At 70.4% G+C, this 18,517-nt stretch carries 18 protein-coding genes and 1 riboswitch; of the genes, 7 read left to right on the plus strand and 11 right to left on the minus strand.

Annotation, left to right across the window (positions count from 1 at the left end):
• Positions 1 to 92: 92 nt before the first annotated feature.
• Genes ACJMNC_RS11360 through ACJMNC_RS11370 form a run of 3 tightly spaced genes read right to left on the minus strand, consistent with a single transcriptional unit; the run spans position 93 to position 2,181 of the window.
• The gene (locus tag ACJMNC_RS11360; RefSeq protein WP_408948178.1) at positions 93 to 1,298 is read right to left on the minus strand and encodes an ArsA family ATPase; all 1,206 of its coding nucleotides are present in this window, start codon (positions 1,296 to 1,298) and stop codon (positions 93 to 95) included.
• A gap of 20 nt (positions 1,299 to 1,318) precedes the next feature.
• The gene (locus tag ACJMNC_RS11365) at positions 1,319 to 1,756 is read right to left on the minus strand and encodes an SRPBCC family protein (protein WP_408948064.1); all 438 of its coding nucleotides are present in this window, start codon (positions 1,754 to 1,756) and stop codon (positions 1,319 to 1,321) included.
• 2 nt (positions 1,757 to 1,758) lie between these two features.
• Positions 1,759 to 2,181, minus strand: a complete 423-nt coding sequence (locus ACJMNC_RS11370) for a hypothetical protein (RefSeq protein WP_408948065.1) — start codon at positions 2,179 to 2,181, stop codon at positions 1,759 to 1,761.
• Positions 2,182 to 2,315: 134 nt separating this feature from the next.
• Here ACJMNC_RS11370 and ACJMNC_RS11375 point away from each other — a divergent pair, with 134 nt between their 5' ends.
• Entirely contained in the window at positions 2,316 to 4,124 is a 1,809-nt protein-coding gene (locus tag ACJMNC_RS11375; RefSeq protein WP_408948066.1) for an AMP-dependent synthetase/ligase, read from the plus strand.
• Between the two features lie 42 nt (positions 4,125 to 4,166).
• Here the strand turns inward: ACJMNC_RS11375 and ACJMNC_RS11380 are convergent, their stop codons facing one another.
• The 5 genes from ACJMNC_RS11380 to ACJMNC_RS11400 all read right to left on the minus strand — a co-directional run bounded on the left by ACJMNC_RS11380 (position 4,167) and on the right by ACJMNC_RS11400 (position 9,149).
• Positions 4,167 to 5,285, minus strand: coding sequence for a glycosyltransferase family 4 protein (locus ACJMNC_RS11380; protein WP_408948067.1), 1,119 nt, complete (start codon positions 5,283 to 5,285; stop codon positions 4,167 to 4,169).
• On the minus strand, positions 5,285 to 6,838 hold the full coding sequence (locus ACJMNC_RS11385) for a peptidase MA family metallohydrolase (protein WP_408948068.1): 1,554 nt from the start codon (positions 6,836 to 6,838) through the stop codon (positions 5,285 to 5,287). Before ACJMNC_RS11385 ends, ACJMNC_RS11380 begins: the two co-directional genes overlap by 1 nt.
• A 1-nt stretch (position 6,839) precedes the next feature.
• Complete coding sequence (locus ACJMNC_RS11390) at positions 6,840 to 7,865, minus strand: C40 family peptidase (protein ID WP_408948069.1); 1,026 nt, start codon at positions 7,863 to 7,865, stop codon at positions 6,840 to 6,842.
• A gap of 88 nt (positions 7,866 to 7,953) precedes the next feature.
• On the minus strand, positions 7,954 to 8,541 hold the full coding sequence (locus ACJMNC_RS11395; protein WP_408948070.1) for a C40 family peptidase: 588 nt from the start codon (positions 8,539 to 8,541) through the stop codon (positions 7,954 to 7,956).
• Positions 8,542 to 8,558: 17 nt separating this feature from the next.
• Positions 8,559 to 8,763: riboswitch (cyclic di-AMP (ydaO/yuaA leader) on the minus strand.
• A gap of 104 nt (positions 8,764 to 8,867) precedes the next feature.
• Positions 8,868 to 9,149 carry a hypothetical protein gene (locus tag ACJMNC_RS11400; RefSeq protein WP_408948071.1) on the minus strand — a complete coding sequence of 94 codons (282 nt, stop codon included), beginning with the start codon at positions 9,147 to 9,149 and terminating at the stop codon, positions 8,868 to 8,870.
• A gap of 164 nt (positions 9,150 to 9,313) precedes the next feature.
• Here ACJMNC_RS11400 and ACJMNC_RS11405 point away from each other — a divergent pair, with 164 nt between their 5' ends.
• Together ACJMNC_RS11405 and ACJMNC_RS11410 are read left to right on the plus strand one after the other, a co-directional pair.
• Positions 9,314 to 11,143, plus strand: coding sequence for a DEDD exonuclease domain-containing protein (locus ACJMNC_RS11405; RefSeq protein ID WP_408948072.1), 1,830 nt, complete (start codon positions 9,314 to 9,316; stop codon positions 11,141 to 11,143).
• A gap of 10 nt (positions 11,144 to 11,153) precedes the next feature.
• Positions 11,154 to 11,432, plus strand: a complete 279-nt coding sequence (locus tag ACJMNC_RS11410; protein ID WP_408948073.1) for an Lrp/AsnC family transcriptional regulator — start codon at positions 11,154 to 11,156, stop codon at positions 11,430 to 11,432.
• Positions 11,433 to 11,477: 45 nt separating this feature from the next.
• Here ACJMNC_RS11410 and trpD read toward each other — a convergent pair whose 3' ends face one another.
• Both trpD and ACJMNC_RS11420 read right to left on the minus strand, forming a co-directional pair.
• Entirely contained in the window at positions 11,478 to 12,545 is a 1,068-nt protein-coding gene (gene trpD / locus ACJMNC_RS11415; protein WP_408948179.1) for an anthranilate phosphoribosyltransferase, read from the minus strand.
• 61 nt (positions 12,546 to 12,606) lie between these two features.
• On the minus strand, positions 12,607 to 12,996 hold the full coding sequence (locus tag ACJMNC_RS11420; RefSeq protein WP_408948074.1) for a hypothetical protein: 390 nt from the start codon (positions 12,994 to 12,996) through the stop codon (positions 12,607 to 12,609).
• A 226-nt stretch (positions 12,997 to 13,222) separates the two neighbouring features.
• Between ACJMNC_RS11420 and ACJMNC_RS11425 the strand changes: the two genes are divergently transcribed.
• The 4 genes from ACJMNC_RS11425 (at position 13,223) to ACJMNC_RS11440 (ending at position 17,636) form a co-directional block, all read left to right on the plus strand.
• Positions 13,223 to 13,834, plus strand: a complete 612-nt coding sequence (locus tag ACJMNC_RS11425) for a heme-copper oxidase subunit III (protein WP_408948075.1) — start codon at positions 13,223 to 13,225, stop codon at positions 13,832 to 13,834.
• Between the two features lie 78 nt (positions 13,835 to 13,912).
• Complete coding sequence (locus ACJMNC_RS11430; protein ID WP_408948076.1) at positions 13,913 to 14,851, plus strand: c-type cytochrome; 939 nt, start codon at positions 13,913 to 13,915, stop codon at positions 14,849 to 14,851.
• Entirely contained in the window at positions 14,848 to 16,020 is a 1,173-nt protein-coding gene (locus ACJMNC_RS11435) for a ubiquinol-cytochrome c reductase iron-sulfur subunit (RefSeq protein WP_408948077.1), read from the plus strand. Before ACJMNC_RS11430 ends, ACJMNC_RS11435 begins: the two co-directional genes overlap by 4 nt.
• The gene (locus ACJMNC_RS11440; protein WP_408948078.1) at positions 16,017 to 17,636 is read left to right on the plus strand and encodes a cytochrome b; all 1,620 of its coding nucleotides are present in this window, start codon (positions 16,017 to 16,019) and stop codon (positions 17,634 to 17,636) included. The genes ACJMNC_RS11435 and ACJMNC_RS11440 overlap by 4 nt, the downstream gene beginning before the upstream one ends.
• Positions 17,637 to 17,879: 243 nt before the next feature.
• Here the strand turns inward: ACJMNC_RS11440 and ACJMNC_RS11445 are convergent, their stop codons facing one another.
• The gene (locus ACJMNC_RS11445) at positions 17,880 to 18,485 is read right to left on the minus strand and encodes a TetR/AcrR family transcriptional regulator (protein ID WP_408948079.1); all 606 of its coding nucleotides are present in this window, start codon (positions 18,483 to 18,485) and stop codon (positions 17,880 to 17,882) included.
• Positions 18,486 to 18,517 lie beyond the last annotated feature (32 nt).

Genomic DNA, 18,517 nt, shown 5'->3' on the forward strand with positions numbered 1-18,517 from the left:
CGTAGGCCGACGCCACTGACTGTAGCCTCACAGGTTACCCGCCCGTACCGACCGGAACGAACCCCGGGTCACCGCAGCCGGATGCGCAGCGGTCAGCGCCGCCCGGCGCGCTGCGGCCACACCGCCGGGTCCGGGGTGAACTCGACGGTGAGCCGGCCGTGTGCCCACTGCGCCCCGGCCACCGTGCATCGGCGCAGCACCGACGGCAGCCGCACCGGATGCCGGAATCCCGAGACGGTCACCAGCAGGTCGTCGCCCGACCGGCCCAGCACGAGCCTGTCCGGTTCGGGCAGACCCTGCCGCCAGCTCAGCTCGTAGACCGCCTCGAGCCCGGAGCCGCCGCGGTGGACCACCTCCAGCGCCCCCGAACCGTGCGCCCGACCGTCGGGACCGGGAAGGTCCACGGTGAGCCGGCGCAGCCGTGAAAGCCGGTCGAGCGGACCGTCGACGTGCGGCACCGCCGCGATCTGCGGCTGCGCCGGCGCCCCGGAGAGCAGCTCGGCGGCGCACTCGAGGACCGGCTGCGGGTCGAGCCCGCCCGCGCCCGGATTGACCAGCACCGAACGCAGCGGCAGGCCCAGCAGTTCGGCGATCGCCAGTTGATCGGGGCACTGGCGCCGGCCGCGTTCGCCGCCGTCGAGGACCAGGTGCGCGGCCACCGCCGACGGGTCGGCCAGCAGCTCGCGCAGGTCGTCGCAGTCCCGGCCGATGCTCTCCACCGCGCCGGCCAGCTGCGCCAGCGCCGGCTGCTCGGATGCCTGCGCCAGCCGGCGGTGCCGCGGCCAGAGCCGCTCGACGGTGGTGGCCAGCAGGGTGGGCGCCCGCAGCAGCGCGAACGGATCCCCGACGCCGGACAGGTCCACCACGATGCGGTCCCAGCGACCCGAGGTGGCCGCGTCCCGGATCCTCCGCAGCAGCAGGAACTCCTGGGCGCCGGGCAGCGCCGTCATCTCGCCCGGCGCCACCGACGCCAGGGTGCCCACCAACGGCAGCGGATGGCGTCCGCCGGCCACCGTCAGCAGTGCGGCGGTGAAGTCGTGCCAGGCCGATTCCACGGCGGCCAGCGGATCCAGGTGCAGCAGATCCAGTTCGCCGGTCACCGCGACCGGCTCGCCCGGCCGCCGGAACACGCCCAGCTGAGCCGGGAGCGGCGAGCGGGGGTCGAGCGTCACCAGCAGCACCCCGGCCGAGTCGTGCAGCGGCGGCACACCGCCCCGGGTGCGCTGCGCCTGCGCGGCGATCAGGGCGCCGGCTGCGGACAGCACGGACGTCCCCGCGCCACCGGAGCCGAGCAGCAGATGGATGTCGGACAGATCGATCAGCCTTCGACCCTCTTCTTCAGTTCGCCGAGGGCGGTCTCGGTGATCGCCTTCTCCGCGCGTCGCTTGAGCTGGCTGATCATCGGGATCTTCAGATCCACCATCAGCGAATAGGTCACCTTGGTCGAGCCGGGAACCTGCTGATCGAGCCGGTAGCTGCCGCGCTGCCCGCGCTGCAGATCGCTCGAGACCAGTTCCCAGGAGACGGCGGTGCCGTCGGCGGCCCAGTCGTAGCGCAGTTCGTAGGTGTCGGCGAGCACTCCGGCGTCGAGCACGAAGCGCACCACCAGCCCCCGCCCGGCGGCGTCGCGCTCGAGCACGGTCACCTCGCGGGCGGAGGTGACCCAGGTCGGGTAATGCTCGAAGTCGGCGATCACCGCCATGATCGGCGCCACGTCGGCGCCGATGACGATGCTGCGTTCAGTATGGTCGGCCACGCTCACTCCCCCGGACCGGCGACCGCCGGATCGCCGATCCCGCGACCGCTCTCGAGCATCGCCTTGACCTGGAAGGACATCGACTTGCCCGCCACCCGGCGCAGCCGGTTCCGCTCGGCCAGCTCCGCGGCGAGGCGCGTCGGCTCCTGCGGCAGCGGGCCGGTGGGCTCGGCGTGCAGGAAGTAGTGCAGGACGAAGCCGTCGAGGACGGCCTCGCACCAGATCTCCATGGTGCCCGACAGCGGACCGTCGACTTTCCAGCGCACCCCGGCATCGCCGCGATCCTCGACCACGGTCAGCCGCAGATCCGGCCACCATTGACGCCAGCGGGCCCGGTCGGCGACCACGGTCCCGGCCAGTCGCGGCGAGGCGGCGACGAAGGTCTCGTCGGCCACTTGAATACTCGTCACGGACCTAAGCATCACACACCGGTCCGGGAGAGGGAAGCAGCGCCCCTTTCACCGAAACCATGGTGCGCGTCCCTGACGTGGACGCAGGATCGTAGAATACCCGTGGTCGTCATCTGACGAGTATGCCGAAGTCTGGAAGGTGTTTGCCGATGGTTGAGTTCCGCGCCCCCGCCGAGTACACGATCCCGCCGGAGCGGAATGCGACCGACGTCATCTTCGATATCGCCGCCGCCGATCCCGGCAAGACGATCTTCCGCCGCCAGGAGGGCGAGGTCTGGCTGCCGGTCACCGCCGGCGAGGCCACCGCCACCATCACCGCCGTGGCCAAGGGGCTGATCGCCTCGGGGATCACCGAGGGCGACCGCGTCGCCCTGCTCTCGGCCACCCGGATCGAGTGGACCCTGATCGACTTCGCGATCTGGTCCGTCGGCGCCACCCCGGTGCCGATCTACGATTCGTCGTCGGCCGCCCAGATCGACTGGATCATGCAGGATTCGGCGGCCACGGCGATCGTCGTCGAGACGCCCAAGCATCGGGAGATCCTCACCGAGGTCTCTGCCGTCACCGACCAGGTGCAGGTCTTCGAGATCGAACCCGCCGCAGGCCCCGGAGTGATCGAGCTGCTCACCGAACGCGGCAAGGACGTGGCCGACGACGAGGTCACCGCCCGCCGGCGCACCCTGCGCGCCGACTCCCCGGCCACCCTGATCTACACCTCCGGCACCACCGGCCGCCCCAAGGGCGTCATGCTCAAGCACTCGAACATGCTCGGCGAGATCGCCGGCGTGCTCGACACCAGCCTGAGCACCCTGCTCGGCCCCGGCAAGCGGCTGCTGCTGTTCCTGCCGATGGCCCATGTGCTCGCCCGCGCCATCAACCTGGTGGCGCTCGAAGCCGGTGTCGAGGTGGGCTACACGGCCGACATCAAGAACCTGCTGCCGACCTTCGAGGTCTTCCGGCCGTCGCTGATCCTGTCGGTGCCGCGCGTCTTCGAGAAGGTCTACAACTCGGCCCGGCAGAAGGCCTACGACGAGAATCCGGTCAAGGGCAAGATCTTCGATCGCGCCGCCGCCGTGGCCATCGCCTACTCCAAGGCGGTCGACGGATCCGGACCCGGCCCGCTGCTGAGCCTGCAGCACAAGCTCTACAACACGCTGGTCTACAGCAAGCTGCGCACCGCCCTCGGCGGACAGTGCGAGCTGGCGATCTCCGGCGGCGCCCCGCTCGGCGCCCGCCTGGGCCACTTCTTCCGCGGTGTGGGCATCCCGGTCTACGAGGGCTACGGCCTCACCGAGACCACCGCCGCGGTCTGCGTCAACACTCCGGGCCACGTCCGGATGGGCACCGTCGGCCGGCCGATCCCCGGCAACGCGGTGCGCATCGCCGAGGACGGAGAGGTCATGCTGGGCGGCGACGTGGTCTTCACCGGCTACTGGCAGAATCCGGAGGCCACCGAGCAGGCCATCACCGACGGCTGGTTCCACACCGGCGACATCGGGCAGCTCGACGGCGAGGGCTACCTCAAGATCACCGGCCGCAAGAAGGAGATCATCGTCACCGCGGGCGGCAAGAACGTCTCGCCGGCACCGCTCGAGGACATCATCCGGGCGCACCACCTGGTCTCGCAGGCGATGGTCGTGGGCGATCAGCGACCGTTCATCAGCGCGCTGATCACCATCGACCCCGAGGTGATTCCGGCCTGGCTCGAGCGCAACGGCAAGCCGGCCGCGACGCCGATGAGCGAACTGGTGAACGATCCCACACTGCTCGCCGAGCTCCAGACCATCGTCGACGAGGCCAACAGCACCGTCTCGCACGCCGAGGCGATCAAGAAGATCCGCGTGCTCACCAGCGACTTCACCGAGGACACCGGTGAGCTGACCCCCACGCTGAAGGTCAAGCGCAATGTGGTGGTCGACAAGTTCGGCGACGAGATCGAGGCGATCTACGCCAAATAGGCCGCAGCGGGCCGTCGCGGCGGCGGCCCGCTCGCACCGCCGTCAGAGCAGCTGGGCCAGCCGGGCGGCCTGCTGCCGCCACTGCCAGCGCTCGGTGATCCACTCCCGGCCGGCCGCCCCCATCGCCGCGGCCCGCCGGGGATCGGCCAGGAGCTCGAGCACCGCGTCGGCCACGGCCGCCACGTCCCGGCCGTCGACCACCGTCCCGGTCACCCCGTCGCGCACGGTCTCCGGGGCGCCGCCCGAATCACCGGCGACCACCGGGATCCCGGTCGCCGAGGCCTCGAGGAAGACGATTCCGAGCCCTTCCACGTCCAATCCTCCGCCGCGGGTGCGGGTGGGCATGGCGAAGACATCGGCCATCGCATGGTGGGTGGGCAGTTCGGCCGCCGGCACGGTGCCGGTGAACAGTACCGACCCGGCCACTCCGGTCTTCCCGGCCAACTCCTCCAGGTGCTCGCGGTAGGGGCCGCCCCCGACGATGGCCAGCCGCAGTTCGGGCTGAGCCGCCAGCATCTGCGGCATCGCCTTGATCAGGACGTCCTGTCCCTTGCGCGGCACCAGCCGGGACAGGCACAGCACCACTGGAGCCTCGCCGAGTCCGTAGCGTTCGCGCAGCATCGCCCGGCCCGCCGGATCCGGGGCGAAACGGTCCACGTCCACCCCGCAGGGCAGGTACTCCAGCCGGGATCGGCGGCCGAAGGCGGCCGCGAACCGGCCGCGGGTGTAGCGGCTGACGAAGGTGATCACATCGGCGTCGTCGCCGATCGCCCGCAGTACCTGCCGGGCCGCCGGCAGCATCGACCAGCCCACCTCGTGGCCGTGGGTGCTGGCCACGATGCGCTCAGCGCCGGCCCGGCGCAGCACCGGTCCGAGCACCGCGAGCGGCGCTGCGGCGCCGAACCACACGGTCTGGATGTCGTTCTCGCGCACCAGTTTCGCCGCCCGGCGGGCCACCGCCGGGGTTGGCAGCATGAGGGACGTGGGGTGCCGGACCACCCGGTAGCCGGCTGCGGCGTCGTAACTCGCGCAGCCCTTCCATGCGGGCGCGTAGACGATCACCTCGTCGGCCGGCAGATGGGCGACGAGGTTCTCCAGGTACGACTGGATGCCGCCGGGCCGAGGCGGGAAGTCGTTGGTGAGCAACAGGGTCCGCCGCATCACTTCACCTGCTTGCGCAGCCAGTCGCCCCACTGCCGCACCACGGCGGCCCGGTCCCGGCCCAGTACGTCGGTGAACGCCCGATCGGCGGCGTCGTCGCCAGGTGCCGGGGCGATCGCCAGGTACAGCTGCTTGAGCTTGTTCTCGCCGAAGGCCCCGGCCAGGTAGGCGGCGAAGCTCCAGGCGCTCTGGTAGGCCAGCCGGGCCTGATCGGTGCTGACCGAGAACTGTTCGTCGTCGGGCAGCGCCTGCGGCACGGATCCGCCGGCGACGGCGGTCGCCAGATCCGGTGCCACCTCGGTGAACTCACGGTAGGTTCCGCGCCGGCCGAGGTACTCGGCGACGCCCTCGGTCAGCCACATGGGTGCGTCGTCGGCGGTCTGCAGACGGGTCGCCACATGGGTGAGCTCATGCCGCAGGACCACGCCCACCCCGGCGTCGGTCAGACCCAGCGCATTCGGCGAGAGCACCACGCGCTGACCGATCACCTGCTTGTCCTCCCGGTCGATCCGGGAGTAGACGGTCGCGGCGGCGGCCGCCGAGGTCTGGCCGCTCCGGGTGCGCGTGAGCCCGGCGAACTGGTCGTCACCGGCGGTCACCTCGATCACCGCACGGCGCGGCCAGTCCCGGCCCCAGAAGTCGCTGACCACCGTGACCGCCTTCGGCAGGGCGTCCTCCACCCGGGCCACCGCGGCTTCGGTGCCCGGATACGACAGCACCGCCGACTGCCCGCCGTCGGTGCGCACTGACGCGGCCAGCAGCCCCGGGTAGGTCCACGGCCCCACCTCGGCCGGTTGCGCGGACTGCCCGTCCTGCACCCCGGCGTCCGCGGCCAGCGAGCCGTCGCCGAGCAGCTTCCAGTCGTCGTCGTAGCGGGCCAGCGCGAAGGTCTCCGGCAGCGCGATCACCGGCTCGTCCACGCCGGGCCGGCCGGCGCCGCCGAGGGCGTAGCGCAGCGCCACCGGTGCGATCCAGCTGTCGCTGCTGCCGGCCTCCGAGAGTGCCACGTCCAGAGTGCCGTTGATGCGCGGCTCGGCGTCATCCGACGAGCGGATCCGGTAGCCGAAGTGGTTGAGCACCAGCGGGACTCCGCGGGTGCGGGCCGGCGCAGTGCTACTGCCGGCCGACGATCGCGCCGGACGCGACGCGGTGGCGCTTGTACCGGCTGCAGACGGAGTGGTCGCAGTAGAGGGGGCTGTCGCAGACGGGGTGGCGGACGACGGTCTGGCGGACGAGGGGGCCGGCCGGGCCGCGGCGCCGAGCCGGTCCTGCAACCGGTGCAGGCCGGCGCGGAAGGCGTCGGTGGCCAGCGGGTCGATGAGGACGTCGAGGTCGCGGCGATCGCCGCTGAGCACCGCGGCGCTCAGGGCGTCGAGCAGCCGCTGCACCCCCTCGTTGCGCTGCTGCTCGTAGGCGTTCGCCGGGGTGCTGGTGCCGGCCGATTCGGCCGGGGGCGCACCGTCGCCGGAATCACCGCAGGCGGCGAGCGGCATCAGCATCGCCGTCGCCAGGGCGACGGCCGTCAGGCGGCGGGGCCGCGACGATCGCGGCAAGTCAGTACCGTCGCGCGGCGTTGTACGGTCCGCCCTTGTCCACCGGCACCACGGCGACCGGAACGCCGAAGGTCGAGGCGTGGATGACGTAGCCGTCGCCGACGTACATGCCCACGTGGTGGCCGTCCGGATAGTAGATGATCAGATCGCCCGGCCGCAGATCGTCCCGGGCGACGGGCTTGCCGCCGCCGAGCTGCGCCTGGCTGGTGCGCGGAAGACCGACTCCGGCCTGCTTGTACGCCCAGACCATCAGCCCGGAACAGTCGAACTGGTGCGGTCCGGTCGCGCCCCACACATACGGGTCGCCGATCCGGCTGAGCGCGGCCTGCACCGCCACCAGATGGGGCGCGGTGCCCTTGGGCACCGACTTCACATCGAACGAATAGCGCGGTCCGCGCAGCGCGGCCAGTTCTTCACCGGTCATCGCCTTGTACACGGCGCGGATGGTGACGGCTTCGAGCTGCAGCTTGCCCTGCTGCTCCTGCAGTTCGCCGCGGGTCTTCTCGGTGGCCTTGACGGCGGCGGCGGCCTTCGCACCGGTGTCGCGCGCCTTCTTCTCGGCGGCGGCGGCGGCATCGGCGGTCTCGCGCAGGGCCTTCAGGTCGGCGGCGGCCTGGCGGGAGATCACTTCCAGATCGGTCATGTTGTCCAGCAGGCGCTGCGGGGAGTCGCTGACCAGCAGGGCGTACATCCGGTTCACCCGGGCGCCCCGGTAGCTGGCGCGCACCAGCGCGTCGACCTTGTCCTGCGACCCGGCCATCTTCGCCTGCGCGGCCTTCTGCCGCTTGGCGGCGGCGGCCGCCTCCTTCCGGGAGGCGGCGACGATCTTGCGCTGCTTGTCGTACTCGTCCTGGGCCTTGTTCATGGCCTCGGCCGTCTTCTCGGCCTTCACCGAAAGCGCCTTGTAGCGCTTGAGGACCGAGCCCGCGGTCTGCTGCGGCTCGGCCTGCGCGACCGGTGGTGTCACCACGCCGGCCACCACGGCGAGCACCGCGACCAGCGCCGCGATGATCGAGAACCTGCGCATCGTCGTCACTTCCATCCCCTGCCCGAGCAGGGCGAGCAGGCCGCGTCTTCCGCGTCCCGCCCGCCCTGCCGGCGACTGTTCACACCGCTCAGTAGCGACGGATACCGGTGAGGCTCCAGGCCTTGACCTTGTCCTTCTTCACCGGTACGCCCTCGGTCGAGGCGTGGATGAAGGTGCCGTTGCCCACATAGAGGCCGGCGTGACCGCCACCGTTGAAGATCAGCACGTCGCCGGGCTTGGCCGCGGCCAGCGAGGCCACCGGGGTGCCGCCGCCGAGCTGTCCGTAGCTGTCGCGCGGGAGGGTCTTGCCGGCCTGCTTGTACGACCACTGGACCAGGCCCGAGCAGTCGAAGGCGTTGGGGCCGGCCGCACCGTAGACGTACGGGGCGCCGAGCTTGGACTCCGCAGCGCGGACGGCCTTCTTGGCGCGCACCTGCTGGGAGTTCAGCCCCAGCGGACCGTCGTCCTGCTGACCCGGCTTGAACTGGTCCGGGACGGCTTTGTCATCGAGACCCGGGATGTCGAAGTTGCCGACGTTCGGGATGTGCACGGGGGCGGCATCGGCGTGCGAACCGCCGGCCAGCGCGAGGGCGCCGATGGCGATCGAGCCGGTCACGACAGCGGTCTTCACTGCGGTCTGCCCGGTGCTGGGCTGTTCCAAACGGTGTTTGGCCACGGAAATAGTTCTCCTTGTATGTCTCCCTGACCGCCGACCGGGTTAGCTGTCGGGTTCGGGCCGGAAGATGGCCCTACACCTCGGCGGATCGTCCGGGCTGCCGGACGGGTCCACCTCGGCGATTCACCCCGATCCGGGCCGCACGGTATCCACGCGGCCGGAAAAGGTGGTTCCCCGGTTCGCCTTCCGGAGTGCCGGAGGGCGATTAGGCGGTGACTCCCCGGAGCGGCGGTGTGGCCGCTCCTTCTTGGAAGGTCTCGGAAAGATTACGAAACCTGTCCGCCCATGTCTAGCCGCCGGGCCGAACAAGCACTCGGCCGTCTCCGTCAGACCGCTCGGAGGTACTGCCCGGAGAATTCACCGGAAGATCTCTGACCTGTAGCGATGCCGTTCCGGGCGGCCCGGGCGGCGGCCGGTGCGATCAGGGCCGCGGCGACCAGCGCATCGAGCGCCTCGGACATCTCGTGATCGACGCCGGTCAATTGGTCGTCGGGACCGAAGTCCCTGGTCGACGGGGCGAAAAGGACCTGCATCATGCAGTCCGCGCAGGCCCGGTTCCGGGCCGGGCAGGCGGCGCAGTCGATCATCATCTGTGATCTGCCTCTCATCGGGTTGCTTCAGGGCGGTGAGCGGTCGCAACGCAGCCGCCGCGACACGCCGGGCCGGCCGGCAAAGGCTCGACCCGGGCTGGAGACTATCGGCGCCCTCGGACATCGCCCCGGCGGCGACCGCCGTCCCCGCGATGTCCGACGGCGGGCCTACCGTGAATCACATGAACGTGATTCCCCGGACCGGACCCGCCCCGGACGCTGGGGCCCGTAGACCGGCGGCAGGTGCCGGTGAGCAGCTCAGTCTCGCCGACCTGCCCACCGGCGAACAGTTCGCCGCAACCGCCCTCTACGACCTCACGCTCGTGGTCGTCGACCTGGAGACCACCGGCGGCAGCGCCGAACACGACCGCATCACCGAGATCGGCGCGGTCAAGATCCGCGGAGGCGAGGTGCTCGGCGAGTTCGCGACCCTGGTGAACCCGGGCCGGGAGATCCCGCCGCAGATCGTGACCCTGACCGGGATCACCACCGCCATGACCTACGACGCCCCGCCCATCGAGCAGGTCCTGCCGGCGTTCTTCGAGTTCGCCCGCGGCGCGATCCTGGTGGCCCACAACGCCCGCTTCGACGTCGGCTTCCTCAAACGCAGTGCCGCCCGGATGGATCTGCCGTGGACATTCCCGGAGGCCCTGTGCACCGTGGCGATGGCCCGCCGGATCCTGTCCCGGCAGGAGGCCCCGTCGGTGAAGCTGTCGGTCCTGGCCGAGCTCTTCGAGGTCTCGGTCCAGCCCACCCACCGGGCACTCGACGACGCCCGCGCCACGGTCGACGTCTTTCATCGGCTGCTCGAGCGGGTCGGCAACCGGGGCGTGCGCACGTACGCCGACCTGCGCAGCTATCTCCCCCGTGCCGGGGCGGATGTGCGGGCCAAACGGACTCTGGCCGACGGACTGCCGCACCGGCCGGGCGTCTATCTCTTCCGCGGACCGGGCGACGAAGTCCTCTATATCGGGACCGCCGTGGATCTGCGCCGCCGGGTCGGCTCCTATTTCTCCGGCGACGCCCGCGCCCGGATGTCCGAGATGGTGCGGCTGGCCCAGCGGGTCGATCACGTCGAATGCGCCCACGGCCTCGAGGCCGGGGTCCGCGAACTGACCCTGCTCGGGGTCCACAAACCGGTCTACAATCGCCGCTCCCGCAGCCCGCACGGCGGCTGGTGGATCACCCTCACCGCCGAGCGCTTCAGTCGCCTCAAAGTCAGCCGCACCCCGGGCCCCGATGCGCTCGGCCCGATCTCCGGGCGCGCCGCAGCCGCCGACATCGCCGACGTCATCTCCGGAGCCGCCGGTCTGCGCACCTGCACCACCCGGCTCACCCGGGCCGACCATCACTGGTGCGAGGGCCCCGGCAACGCCGAGACACTCCCCGATCCGCTGGCCGCCGCCGTGCCGGGCCTGTGCCGCGCCGCCGGCGACCGGCCGCAGACCGTGTCGGACTATCTGCTCCGGGTCTGCGCGGTCCAGGATCTGTTCACCGGCCGCTCCGACGCGCTGCTCACCGATCTCGCCGCCCGGCTCGAGCGGCTCGCGCAGCTGCGCCGATTCGAGTCCGCCGCCCGCGCCCGCGACCGGCTCGCCGCCACCGTCGACGCCCTCGACCGGTGTCAGCGTCTGGCCGCACTGGCCCGGGTGGCCGAGCTGGTGCTGGCCCGGCCCGACGGCACCGGCGGCTGGGAACTGTCGGTGGTCCGTTACGGCCGGCTGGCCGCCGCCGGCCGCGCCGCCGCCGGGGTGCCCCCGATGCCGGTCGTCGATGCCCTCGTCGCGTCGGCGACGACGGTGCTCCCGCCCACCCCCGATGCGGGACCGCTCGCCGGCGCGCCCGCCGAGGAGACAGGCCTCATCGACCGCTGGATGCGCGAGCCGGGAGTCCGGCTGGTGCGCAGCACCGAACCGCTGCACTGGCCGAGCCGGGCCGCGGCCCGGTGGGCCGGCTTCTCACGCACCGCCCGCGCCGCGGTCGCGACCGCCCCGGGCGCCGCGACCGGCTAACGTGGCAGGCATGATCACCGCCATCGTCCTCATCGGCGCCGACATCCACCAGATCCCGGAGACCGCGCAGGCCGTCGCCGACATTCCCGGGGTCACCGAGGTCTATTCGTGCGCCGGCGACGTCGACCTGATCGCCAAGATCCGGGTGCGCAGCCACGACGAGATCGCCGAGGTGGTCACCGGCCGCATCAACCGGCTGCCCGGGGTGCGTCACAGCGCCACCCACATCGCCTTCCGCAGCTACTCCAGCAGCGAGGTCGAGGGCGGCTTCTCCATCGGCGACGACTGATCCCCCAGACCTCCGATCCCTGCCGCCGCCCCGACGCGGGCCGGCTCAGCCGGCCAGCGAGGTGCTGAGCGCGGCCCACTCGTCCAGCCGCTGCTCGGCCGCGCCGGAGTCGAGCACCCGGCCCACCCGCTCGGCGGCCTCCCGCAGCGCCGCGGTCAGTTCTCCGGCCTCGAAGAGCCGGTCCTGTTCGTAGGCGACCACGGCGGCGGCGGCATTGAGCACCACCGCATCGCGCACCGGGCCCCGGGCGCCGCGGAAGAGTTCGCGGGCCGCCTCGGCGTTCACCTGGGCGTCGCCGCCCTGCAGCGCCGAGAGCTCCACCAACTCGATGCCCAGGTCCCGGGGGTCGACGGTCTGCTCACGGACCTGACCGTCGACGATCTGCCAGACGGTGGACGTGGTGGTGGTGGTCAGCTCATCGAGGCCGTCGTCGCCTCGCACCAGCAGCACCCGGTTGCCGCGCTCGGCAAAGGTCTGCGCCAGCACCGGCGCCAGATCGACGAAGGCGCAGCCGATCAGGCCGGCCGGCGGATCGGCCGGGTTCGTCAGCGGACCGAGGACGTTGAAGACGGTGGGCACGCCGATCTGTTTGCGCGGCGGGCCGGTGAAGCGGAAGGCCGGATGGAAGACCGGAGCGAAGCAGAAGCCGATACCCACCTCGTCCACGCACCGGCGCACCGCCTCCGGGCCGAGCGAGATGGCCACGCCCAGCGCCTCGAGCACGTCTGCGCCGCCGCTCTTGCTCGACGCCGCCCGGTTGCCGTGCTTGATCACCGGCACTCCGGCCGCCGCCACCACGATCGAGGTCATCGTCGAGATGTTCACGGTGTGTGAGCGGTCGCCGCCGGTGCCGACGATGTCGAGCGCCGGACCGGCCAGCTGAACCCGGTTGGCCATGGCCAGCATGGTGTCGGCCAGGCCGCGCAGTTCCGCCGGCGCGGCGCCCTTCATCTTGATGCCTACTCCCAGCGCCGCGATCTGTGCACCGGTGGCCGCGTCGGACATGATCTCGCGCATCGCCCACGCGGCCTCGTCCACGGTCAGATCCAGACCGTCGGTGACCCGCCCCAGCACATACGGCCAGGACAGGTCGGCGGGGGTCGGCGGGACGATCCCGGACTGGGCCGGACCGGTGGACTGCGCGCCAGAATGTGCTGAGGTCACGGAGCCCAGCCTAATCGCCGGGTGCGCCCTGTCCGTCCGCGACGTCCATTACCGCCCAGCCGGCGCTCACCCCGCCGTGCCGCGAGGCCAGACTCGCCATCCGGGAGCGCTCCTGCGAGACGGTCCGGGCGTCCACGCGCTGCACCCGCACCAGCACGGTCGGCTCCAGCCCGGCCGGGGCGGACGGATCCTCCGGGAGTTCCGGCCCGGGGACGTACTGTTCCTGAGCCGCGAGACCGCGCGCCGCCTCCGAGGCACCGGACGGGAGCCAGAGGAGATGCCGCAGGATCACCGGCCGCTCCGGGTCGACGCCGGCCCCGGACAGCACGGTCGAGCTCGCCGCCGCGTCGTCGTAGCTCAGCACGATCGGCCGGGCCCGCCGATCGTCGGGCTCCAGCACGGGCCGGCCCGTGCCCCGTCGCCGACTGAAGCACCCCATCGCCGTACCACCTTTCCCGGCCGCGCAACCCGCGTCTGCGGGGCGTGCTGCACTCACTGTGCCCGATATGGCGGGACACGCCGGAGCCGACCCCCCGCACAGTGCACCACCAGCAGAGATGCAAAGTTTTCCGACCAATTTCGGACCCGAGTGGGCACGGCTTACTACGAACCGTCATACTTCTCTTGTGACTAGCGCTGTGGGTACTTCAGGAAACGCCATCACCTCGCGCGTGCACTCGCTGAACCGTCCGAACATGGTCAGCGTCGGCACGATCGTCTGGTTGTCGAGCGAGTTGATGTTCTTCGCCGGCCTTTTCGCGATGTACTTCGTCGCCCGGGCCAATGCGTCGGACGGCTGGCCTCAGCCGCCGACCGAGCTGAACCTGGGTCTGGCCGTACCGGTCACCACGGTGCTGATCCTGAGCTCCTTCACCTGCCAGTTCGGCGTCTTCGCCGCGGAGCGCGGCGATGTCTTCGGCCTGCGCCGCTGGTACACCCTCACCCTGGTGATGGGCACCTTCTTCGTTCTCGGTCAGGGCTACGAGTACCTGCACCTGATCGAGCACGGCACCACGCTCTCCTCCAGCGCTTACGGCTCGGTCTTCTACATGGCCACCGGGTTCCACGGCCTGCACGTGATCGGCGGCCTGATCGCCTTCGTCTTCCTGCTGGTGCGCACCAAGCTGTCGAAGTTCACGCCGGCGCAGGCGACCGCGGCGATCGTCGTGTCCTACTACTGGCACTTCGTCGACGTCGTCTGGATCGCCCTCTTCGTGGTCATTTACTTCATTCAATAGGCCCCGGCGGCCTTCGGACGGCCGGCCCCGGGCCGACGTCCACCGAAACAGTCCAAAACGCTTAGTAGAGAGTCACCGATGAGATCTTCTCCACCGAGTCCGTCCGAACCGCTCGACGGCGGCCCGGACGCCGCAGTGAGCGATTCGACCGCCGGGAACGCCAAAGACGCCGGCCGCCGCGCCAAGTCGCGCCGTAAGCTGCGCCGTCGCGCCGGCGGCACCGCCTTCCTGCTGCTCGGCCTGGCCGTCACCGGCCTGCTGGCCGCCCTGCTGTCGCCCAAGCCGCAGGTCGCCACCGCGGACTCCAACCAGGCCTCCCTGGTCGCCGCGGGCAAGCAGCTGTACGAGACCTCCTGCATCACCTGCCACGGCGCCAACCTCGAAGGCGTGAAGGACCGCGGTCCGTCCCTGCTCGGCGTCGGTGACGCCGCGGTGTACTTCCAGGTCTCCACCGGCCGTATGCCCGCCGCCCGCGGTGAGGCACAGGCCCAGCGCAAGCCGGAGAAGTTCACCGAGGCGCAGATCGATCAGCTCGGCGCCTATATCCAGGCCCTCGGCGGCGGTCCCCGGGTCAAGTACGAGACCAACCCGGACGGCTCGATCAAGTACAACGACCAGGGTCTGCCGGTGCTGGCGATGGGTTCGCTGCAGGGTGACGACCTCGGTCGCGGTTCCGAGCTCTTCCGTCTCAACTGCGCGTCGTGCCACAACTTCACCGGTCGTGGCGGTGCGCTCTCCGGTGGTAAGTACGCTCCGCCGCTGAGCGGGGTGAACGAGCAGCAGCTCTACACTGCGATGGTCACCGGACCGCAGAACATGCCGAAGTTCTCCAATCGGCAGCTCTCGGTCGAGGAAAAGAAGGACATCATCGGCTTCATCCGGTACGCGGACACCTCCAACCCGATCGGCGGCTTCGGCCTCGGCGGATTCGGCCCGGTTTCTGAGGGCATCGTCATGTGGGTTGTCGGCATCACCGCGATCGTCGCCGGTGCGATGTGGATTGGATCACGAAATTGAGCGCAACGAGTAACGACGTCCCGTCGGACGACCAGCTCGACGCCATGTCGCGCGATGACAAGGTCCGCCTCGGCACCAATCTGGACGGCGTGGAGATCATCCACCGGGAGCCGCGGTTCCCGGAGCCGGACACCCGGGCCGAGAAGCGCTCCGAGTTCACCGTCGCGATCTGGTTCGTGCTGTCCGGTCTGCTCGCCCTGGCCGGCTTCGGCCTCTTCATCTGGAACCGGTGGGAATTCACCATGCCGGAGGAGGACGGGTACTGGGCGTACACCTTCTACACCCCGGCCCTGGGCGTCTCCTTCGGTCTGGCGATCCTGTTCTTCGGCTTCGGTGTCATCCAGCTGACCAAGCGGTTCATCCCCGCCGAGATCGCGGTTCAGGACCGTCACGACGGCGGCTCGAACGAGGTCGACAAGCAGACCATCGCCGCCGAGCTGGACGACACCCTCGACAGCACCACCCTCCCCCGCCGCAAGATGCTCATCGGCTCCGCGGCGTTCGGTCTGGGTGCGCTGGCCTTCTCCGGCGCGATCGCCGCGATCGGCGGGTTCATCAAGAACCCGTGGGCCGAGCGCGAGAAGGCGCCGCTGTGGCACTCCGGCTGGTCGCCGATCTACAACTCGCCGGCCGACCCGGAGGAGACCGTCTTCCTGCGCCGTGACACCGGCAACCCGTACCAGGTGGCCCTGGTACGGCCGGAGGACCTCGACGCCGGCGGCATGGAGACCGTCTTCCCGTGGCGCGTCTCGGACGGCTACGGCGAGAACGAGGAGTCCCGTCACAAGCTGCTCCAGGGGCTGCGTGCGGCCCGCAACCCGGTCATGCTGATCCGGCTGCGGCCCGAGGACGCCAAGCGCGCGATCAAGCGTCGCGGGCAGGAGAGCTTCAACTACGGCGATTACTTCGCCTACACCAAGATCTGCAGCCACCTCGGTTGCCCGACGTCGTTGTACGAGCAGCAGACCAACCGGATCCTCTGCCCGTGCCACCAGTCGCAGTTCGATGCGCTCGAGTACGCCAAGCCCGTCTTCGGACCCGCCGCGCGTGCCCTGGCTCAGCTGCCGATCACGGTGAACAATCAGGGGTACATGGTCGCCAACCGTGAGTTCAACGGCGGCGAATTCATCGAACCCGTCGGACCGGCATTCTGGGAGCGTAAGTCATGACGATCGCCGACCGCCTCGCCACGCAGGCAGAAGAGGTCGACTCGCGGTACCACCTTGCGGCCGGCGTCCGCCGCCAGATCAACAAGGTGTTCCCCACCCACTGGTCGTTCCTGCTCGGTGAGCTCGCGCTGTACAGCTTCATCGTGCTGCTGCTCTCGGGCGTGTACCTGACCCTGTTCTTCGACCCGTCGATGGCGCACGTCACCTACGAGGGCGCCTACCAGCCGCTCAACGGTGTGACCATGTCGCGCGCCTACGAGACCGCCCTGAACATCTCCTTCGAGGTCCGCGGTGGTCTGTTCGTGCGGCAGATCCACCACTGGGCCGCGCTGCTGTTCGCCGCGTCGATCATCATCCACATGATGCGCATCTTCTTCACCGGCGCCTTCCGGCGGCCGCGTGAGGCGAACTGGGTCATCGGCTGCTTCCTGCTGCTGCTGGCCATGTTCGAGGGCTTCTTCGGATACTCGCTCCCGGACGACCTGCTCTCGGGCACCGGCGTCCGCGCCGCCATGAGCGGTATCGTCCTGGGCATTCCGCTGATCGGCACCTGGATTCAGTGGGCGCTGTTCAACGGCGACTTCCCCGGCGACATCATCATCCCGCGCATGTACGTCCTGCACGTGCTGATCTTCCCGGCCATCATCCTGGCCCTGATCGGTGCGCACCTGGCGCTGGTCTGGTACCAGAAGCACACGCAGTTCCCCGGCCCGGGCCGCACGGAGAAGAACGTCGTCGGCGTCCGGATCCTCCCGGTCTTCGCGGCCAAGGGCGGCGCCTTCTTCGCCATCACCTTCGGTGCGCTGGCGCTGATGTCGGGTCTGTTCCAGATCAACGCGATCTGGCTGATCGGCCCCTACAACCCGGCACAGGTGTCGGCCGGCTCTCAGCCGGACATCTACATGATGTGGACGGACGGCTTCGCCCGCCTGATGCCGCCGTGGGAGCTCTACCTGGGCAACTACACGATTCCGGCCATCTTCTGGGTGGTCGTGGTGATCGGTGTGATCTTCGGTCTGCTCTTCGCGTATCCCTGGATCGAGAAGAAGCTGACCGGCGACGACGCCCACCACAACCTGCTGCAGCGTCCGCGTGACGCTCCGGTCCGCACCGCTGTGGGCGCCATGGCGCTGTCGTTCTACATCATCCTCACGGTGAGCTGTATGAACGACGTGATCGCGCTGAAGTTCCACATCTCGCTGAACGCGACCACCTGGATGGGCCGTATCGGTCTGCTGGTGATCCCGCCGCTGGTGTACTTCATCGCCTACCGCTGGGCCCTGTCACTGCAGCGCAGCGACCGCGAGGTGCTCGAGCACGGTATCGAGACCGGCATCATCCGGCGCCAGCCGGTGGGCGAGTACATCGAGCTCCACCAGCCGCTGGGACCGGTCGACGATCACGGTCACCCGATCCCGCTGCCCTACCAGGGCGCGGCGCTGCCGAAGCGGATGAACAAGCTCGGCTCGGCGGGTGCCCCCGGCACCGGCACGGTGCTGGTGCCCGACTCCGCCGAGGAGCAGGCGCTCAACGAGCGGATCGCGCACGAACAGCACGAGGCCGAGAAGAAGGCCCTGCAGGAGCTGCAGGAGAAGGGCGGGAACCCGCTCGCCTGATCACGGCACACGCTCGGCGAAGGCCGCCTCATCTCCGGATGGGGCGGCCTTCGCCGCATCCCGGCACTCCCCTCCCCCACCGGGTGGTCGATCCACCGGGAACGTCGTGCGCCGGCGGACCGTCCCCGCGGCACGGATCGTCCCCGCTGTGCGGATTCTCGAGGTTCGTACCCGGCGCACGGCGCCGGTGGTGCCGGTGGCTACCGGGCTCGGGCGAACGGCGTGTCAGGCGTGTCAGGCGTGTCAGGCGTGTCCGGACACGTCTGCGCCGGCCAGCACCAGCTGTGCAGCGGCGATGATCCGGTCGGCGGTCTGCTCGTAGCTCAGGTGGCCCATCCCGGCGTGCACCAGTCCCCCGGAGTACAGCATCTCCAGGGCGTCGACCACCGGGCCCGGATCGGCGGGGTCCACTCCGACCGCCTGAGCGAGCCGCTGACGCAGGAAACCGCCGACGCGCAGCCGCAGGTGCTCGACGTCCGGATCGGCGCCGAGCAGCGCCACGGTGACCGCTCCCCCGAGCTGGCCCTCACCGGCCACCACCAGCGAGACGCTGCGCAGCACGCCGGAGACCCTGTCGATCAGCGGCAGTGCGGGATCCGGCTCGGGCACGCCGTCGACCAGGCGCCGCCAGAAGACCTCGGCCACCAGATGTCCCTTGGAGGAGAAGTAGGTGTAGGCGGTGGCCGGTGCGACTCCGGCCCGGCCCGCCACCGACCGGACGGTGAGACCGTCGTAGCCGTCCTCGCGCAGCACGTCCACGGCTGCCGCGGTCAGCTTGGCGACCGTCTCCGCCTGCTGGCTGGTCAACCGTCGGCGGGTGGCTTCCTGAGCAGTCGCATTGCTGGGCATGGCTCTACGCTAGCGCAGAATCGAACACTGGA

Source organism: Gordonia sp. VNK21 (genome assembly GCF_046098115.1).
GTDB lineage: Bacteria > Actinomycetota > Actinomycetes > Mycobacteriales > Mycobacteriaceae > Gordonia.

What these genes read in the sequence shown, in the direction of transcription:
- ACJMNC_RS11375 (WP_408948066.1), top strand. Translation starts at nt 2,316, where the DNA reads ATGGTTGAGTTCCGCGCCCCCGCCGAGTACACGATCCCGCCGGAGCGG.
- ACJMNC_RS11380 (WP_408948067.1), bottom strand. Translation starts at nt 5,285, where the DNA reads ATGCGGCGGACCCTGTTGCTCACCAACGACTTCCCGCCTCGGCCCGGC.
- ACJMNC_RS11390 (WP_408948069.1), bottom strand. Translation starts at nt 7,865, where the DNA reads ATGCGCAGGTTCTCGATCATCGCGGCGCTGGTCGCGGTGCTCGCCGTG.
- ACJMNC_RS11400 (WP_408948071.1), bottom strand. Translation starts at nt 9,149, where the DNA reads ATGAGAGGCAGATCACAGATGATGATCGACTGCGCCGCCTGCCCGGCC.
- ACJMNC_RS11405 (WP_408948072.1), top strand. Translation starts at nt 9,314, where the DNA reads ATGAACGTGATTCCCCGGACCGGACCCGCCCCGGACGCTGGGGCCCGT.
- ACJMNC_RS11410 (WP_408948073.1), top strand. Translation starts at nt 11,154, where the DNA reads ATGATCACCGCCATCGTCCTCATCGGCGCCGACATCCACCAGATCCCG.
- ACJMNC_RS11430 (WP_408948076.1), top strand. Translation starts at nt 13,913, where the DNA reads ATGAGATCTTCTCCACCGAGTCCGTCCGAACCGCTCGACGGCGGCCCG.
- ACJMNC_RS11440 (WP_408948078.1), top strand. Translation starts at nt 16,017, where the DNA reads ATGACGATCGCCGACCGCCTCGCCACGCAGGCAGAAGAGGTCGACTCG.
- ACJMNC_RS11445 (WP_408948079.1), bottom strand. Translation starts at nt 18,485, where the DNA reads ATGCCCAGCAATGCGACTGCTCAGGAAGCCACCCGCCGACGGTTGACC.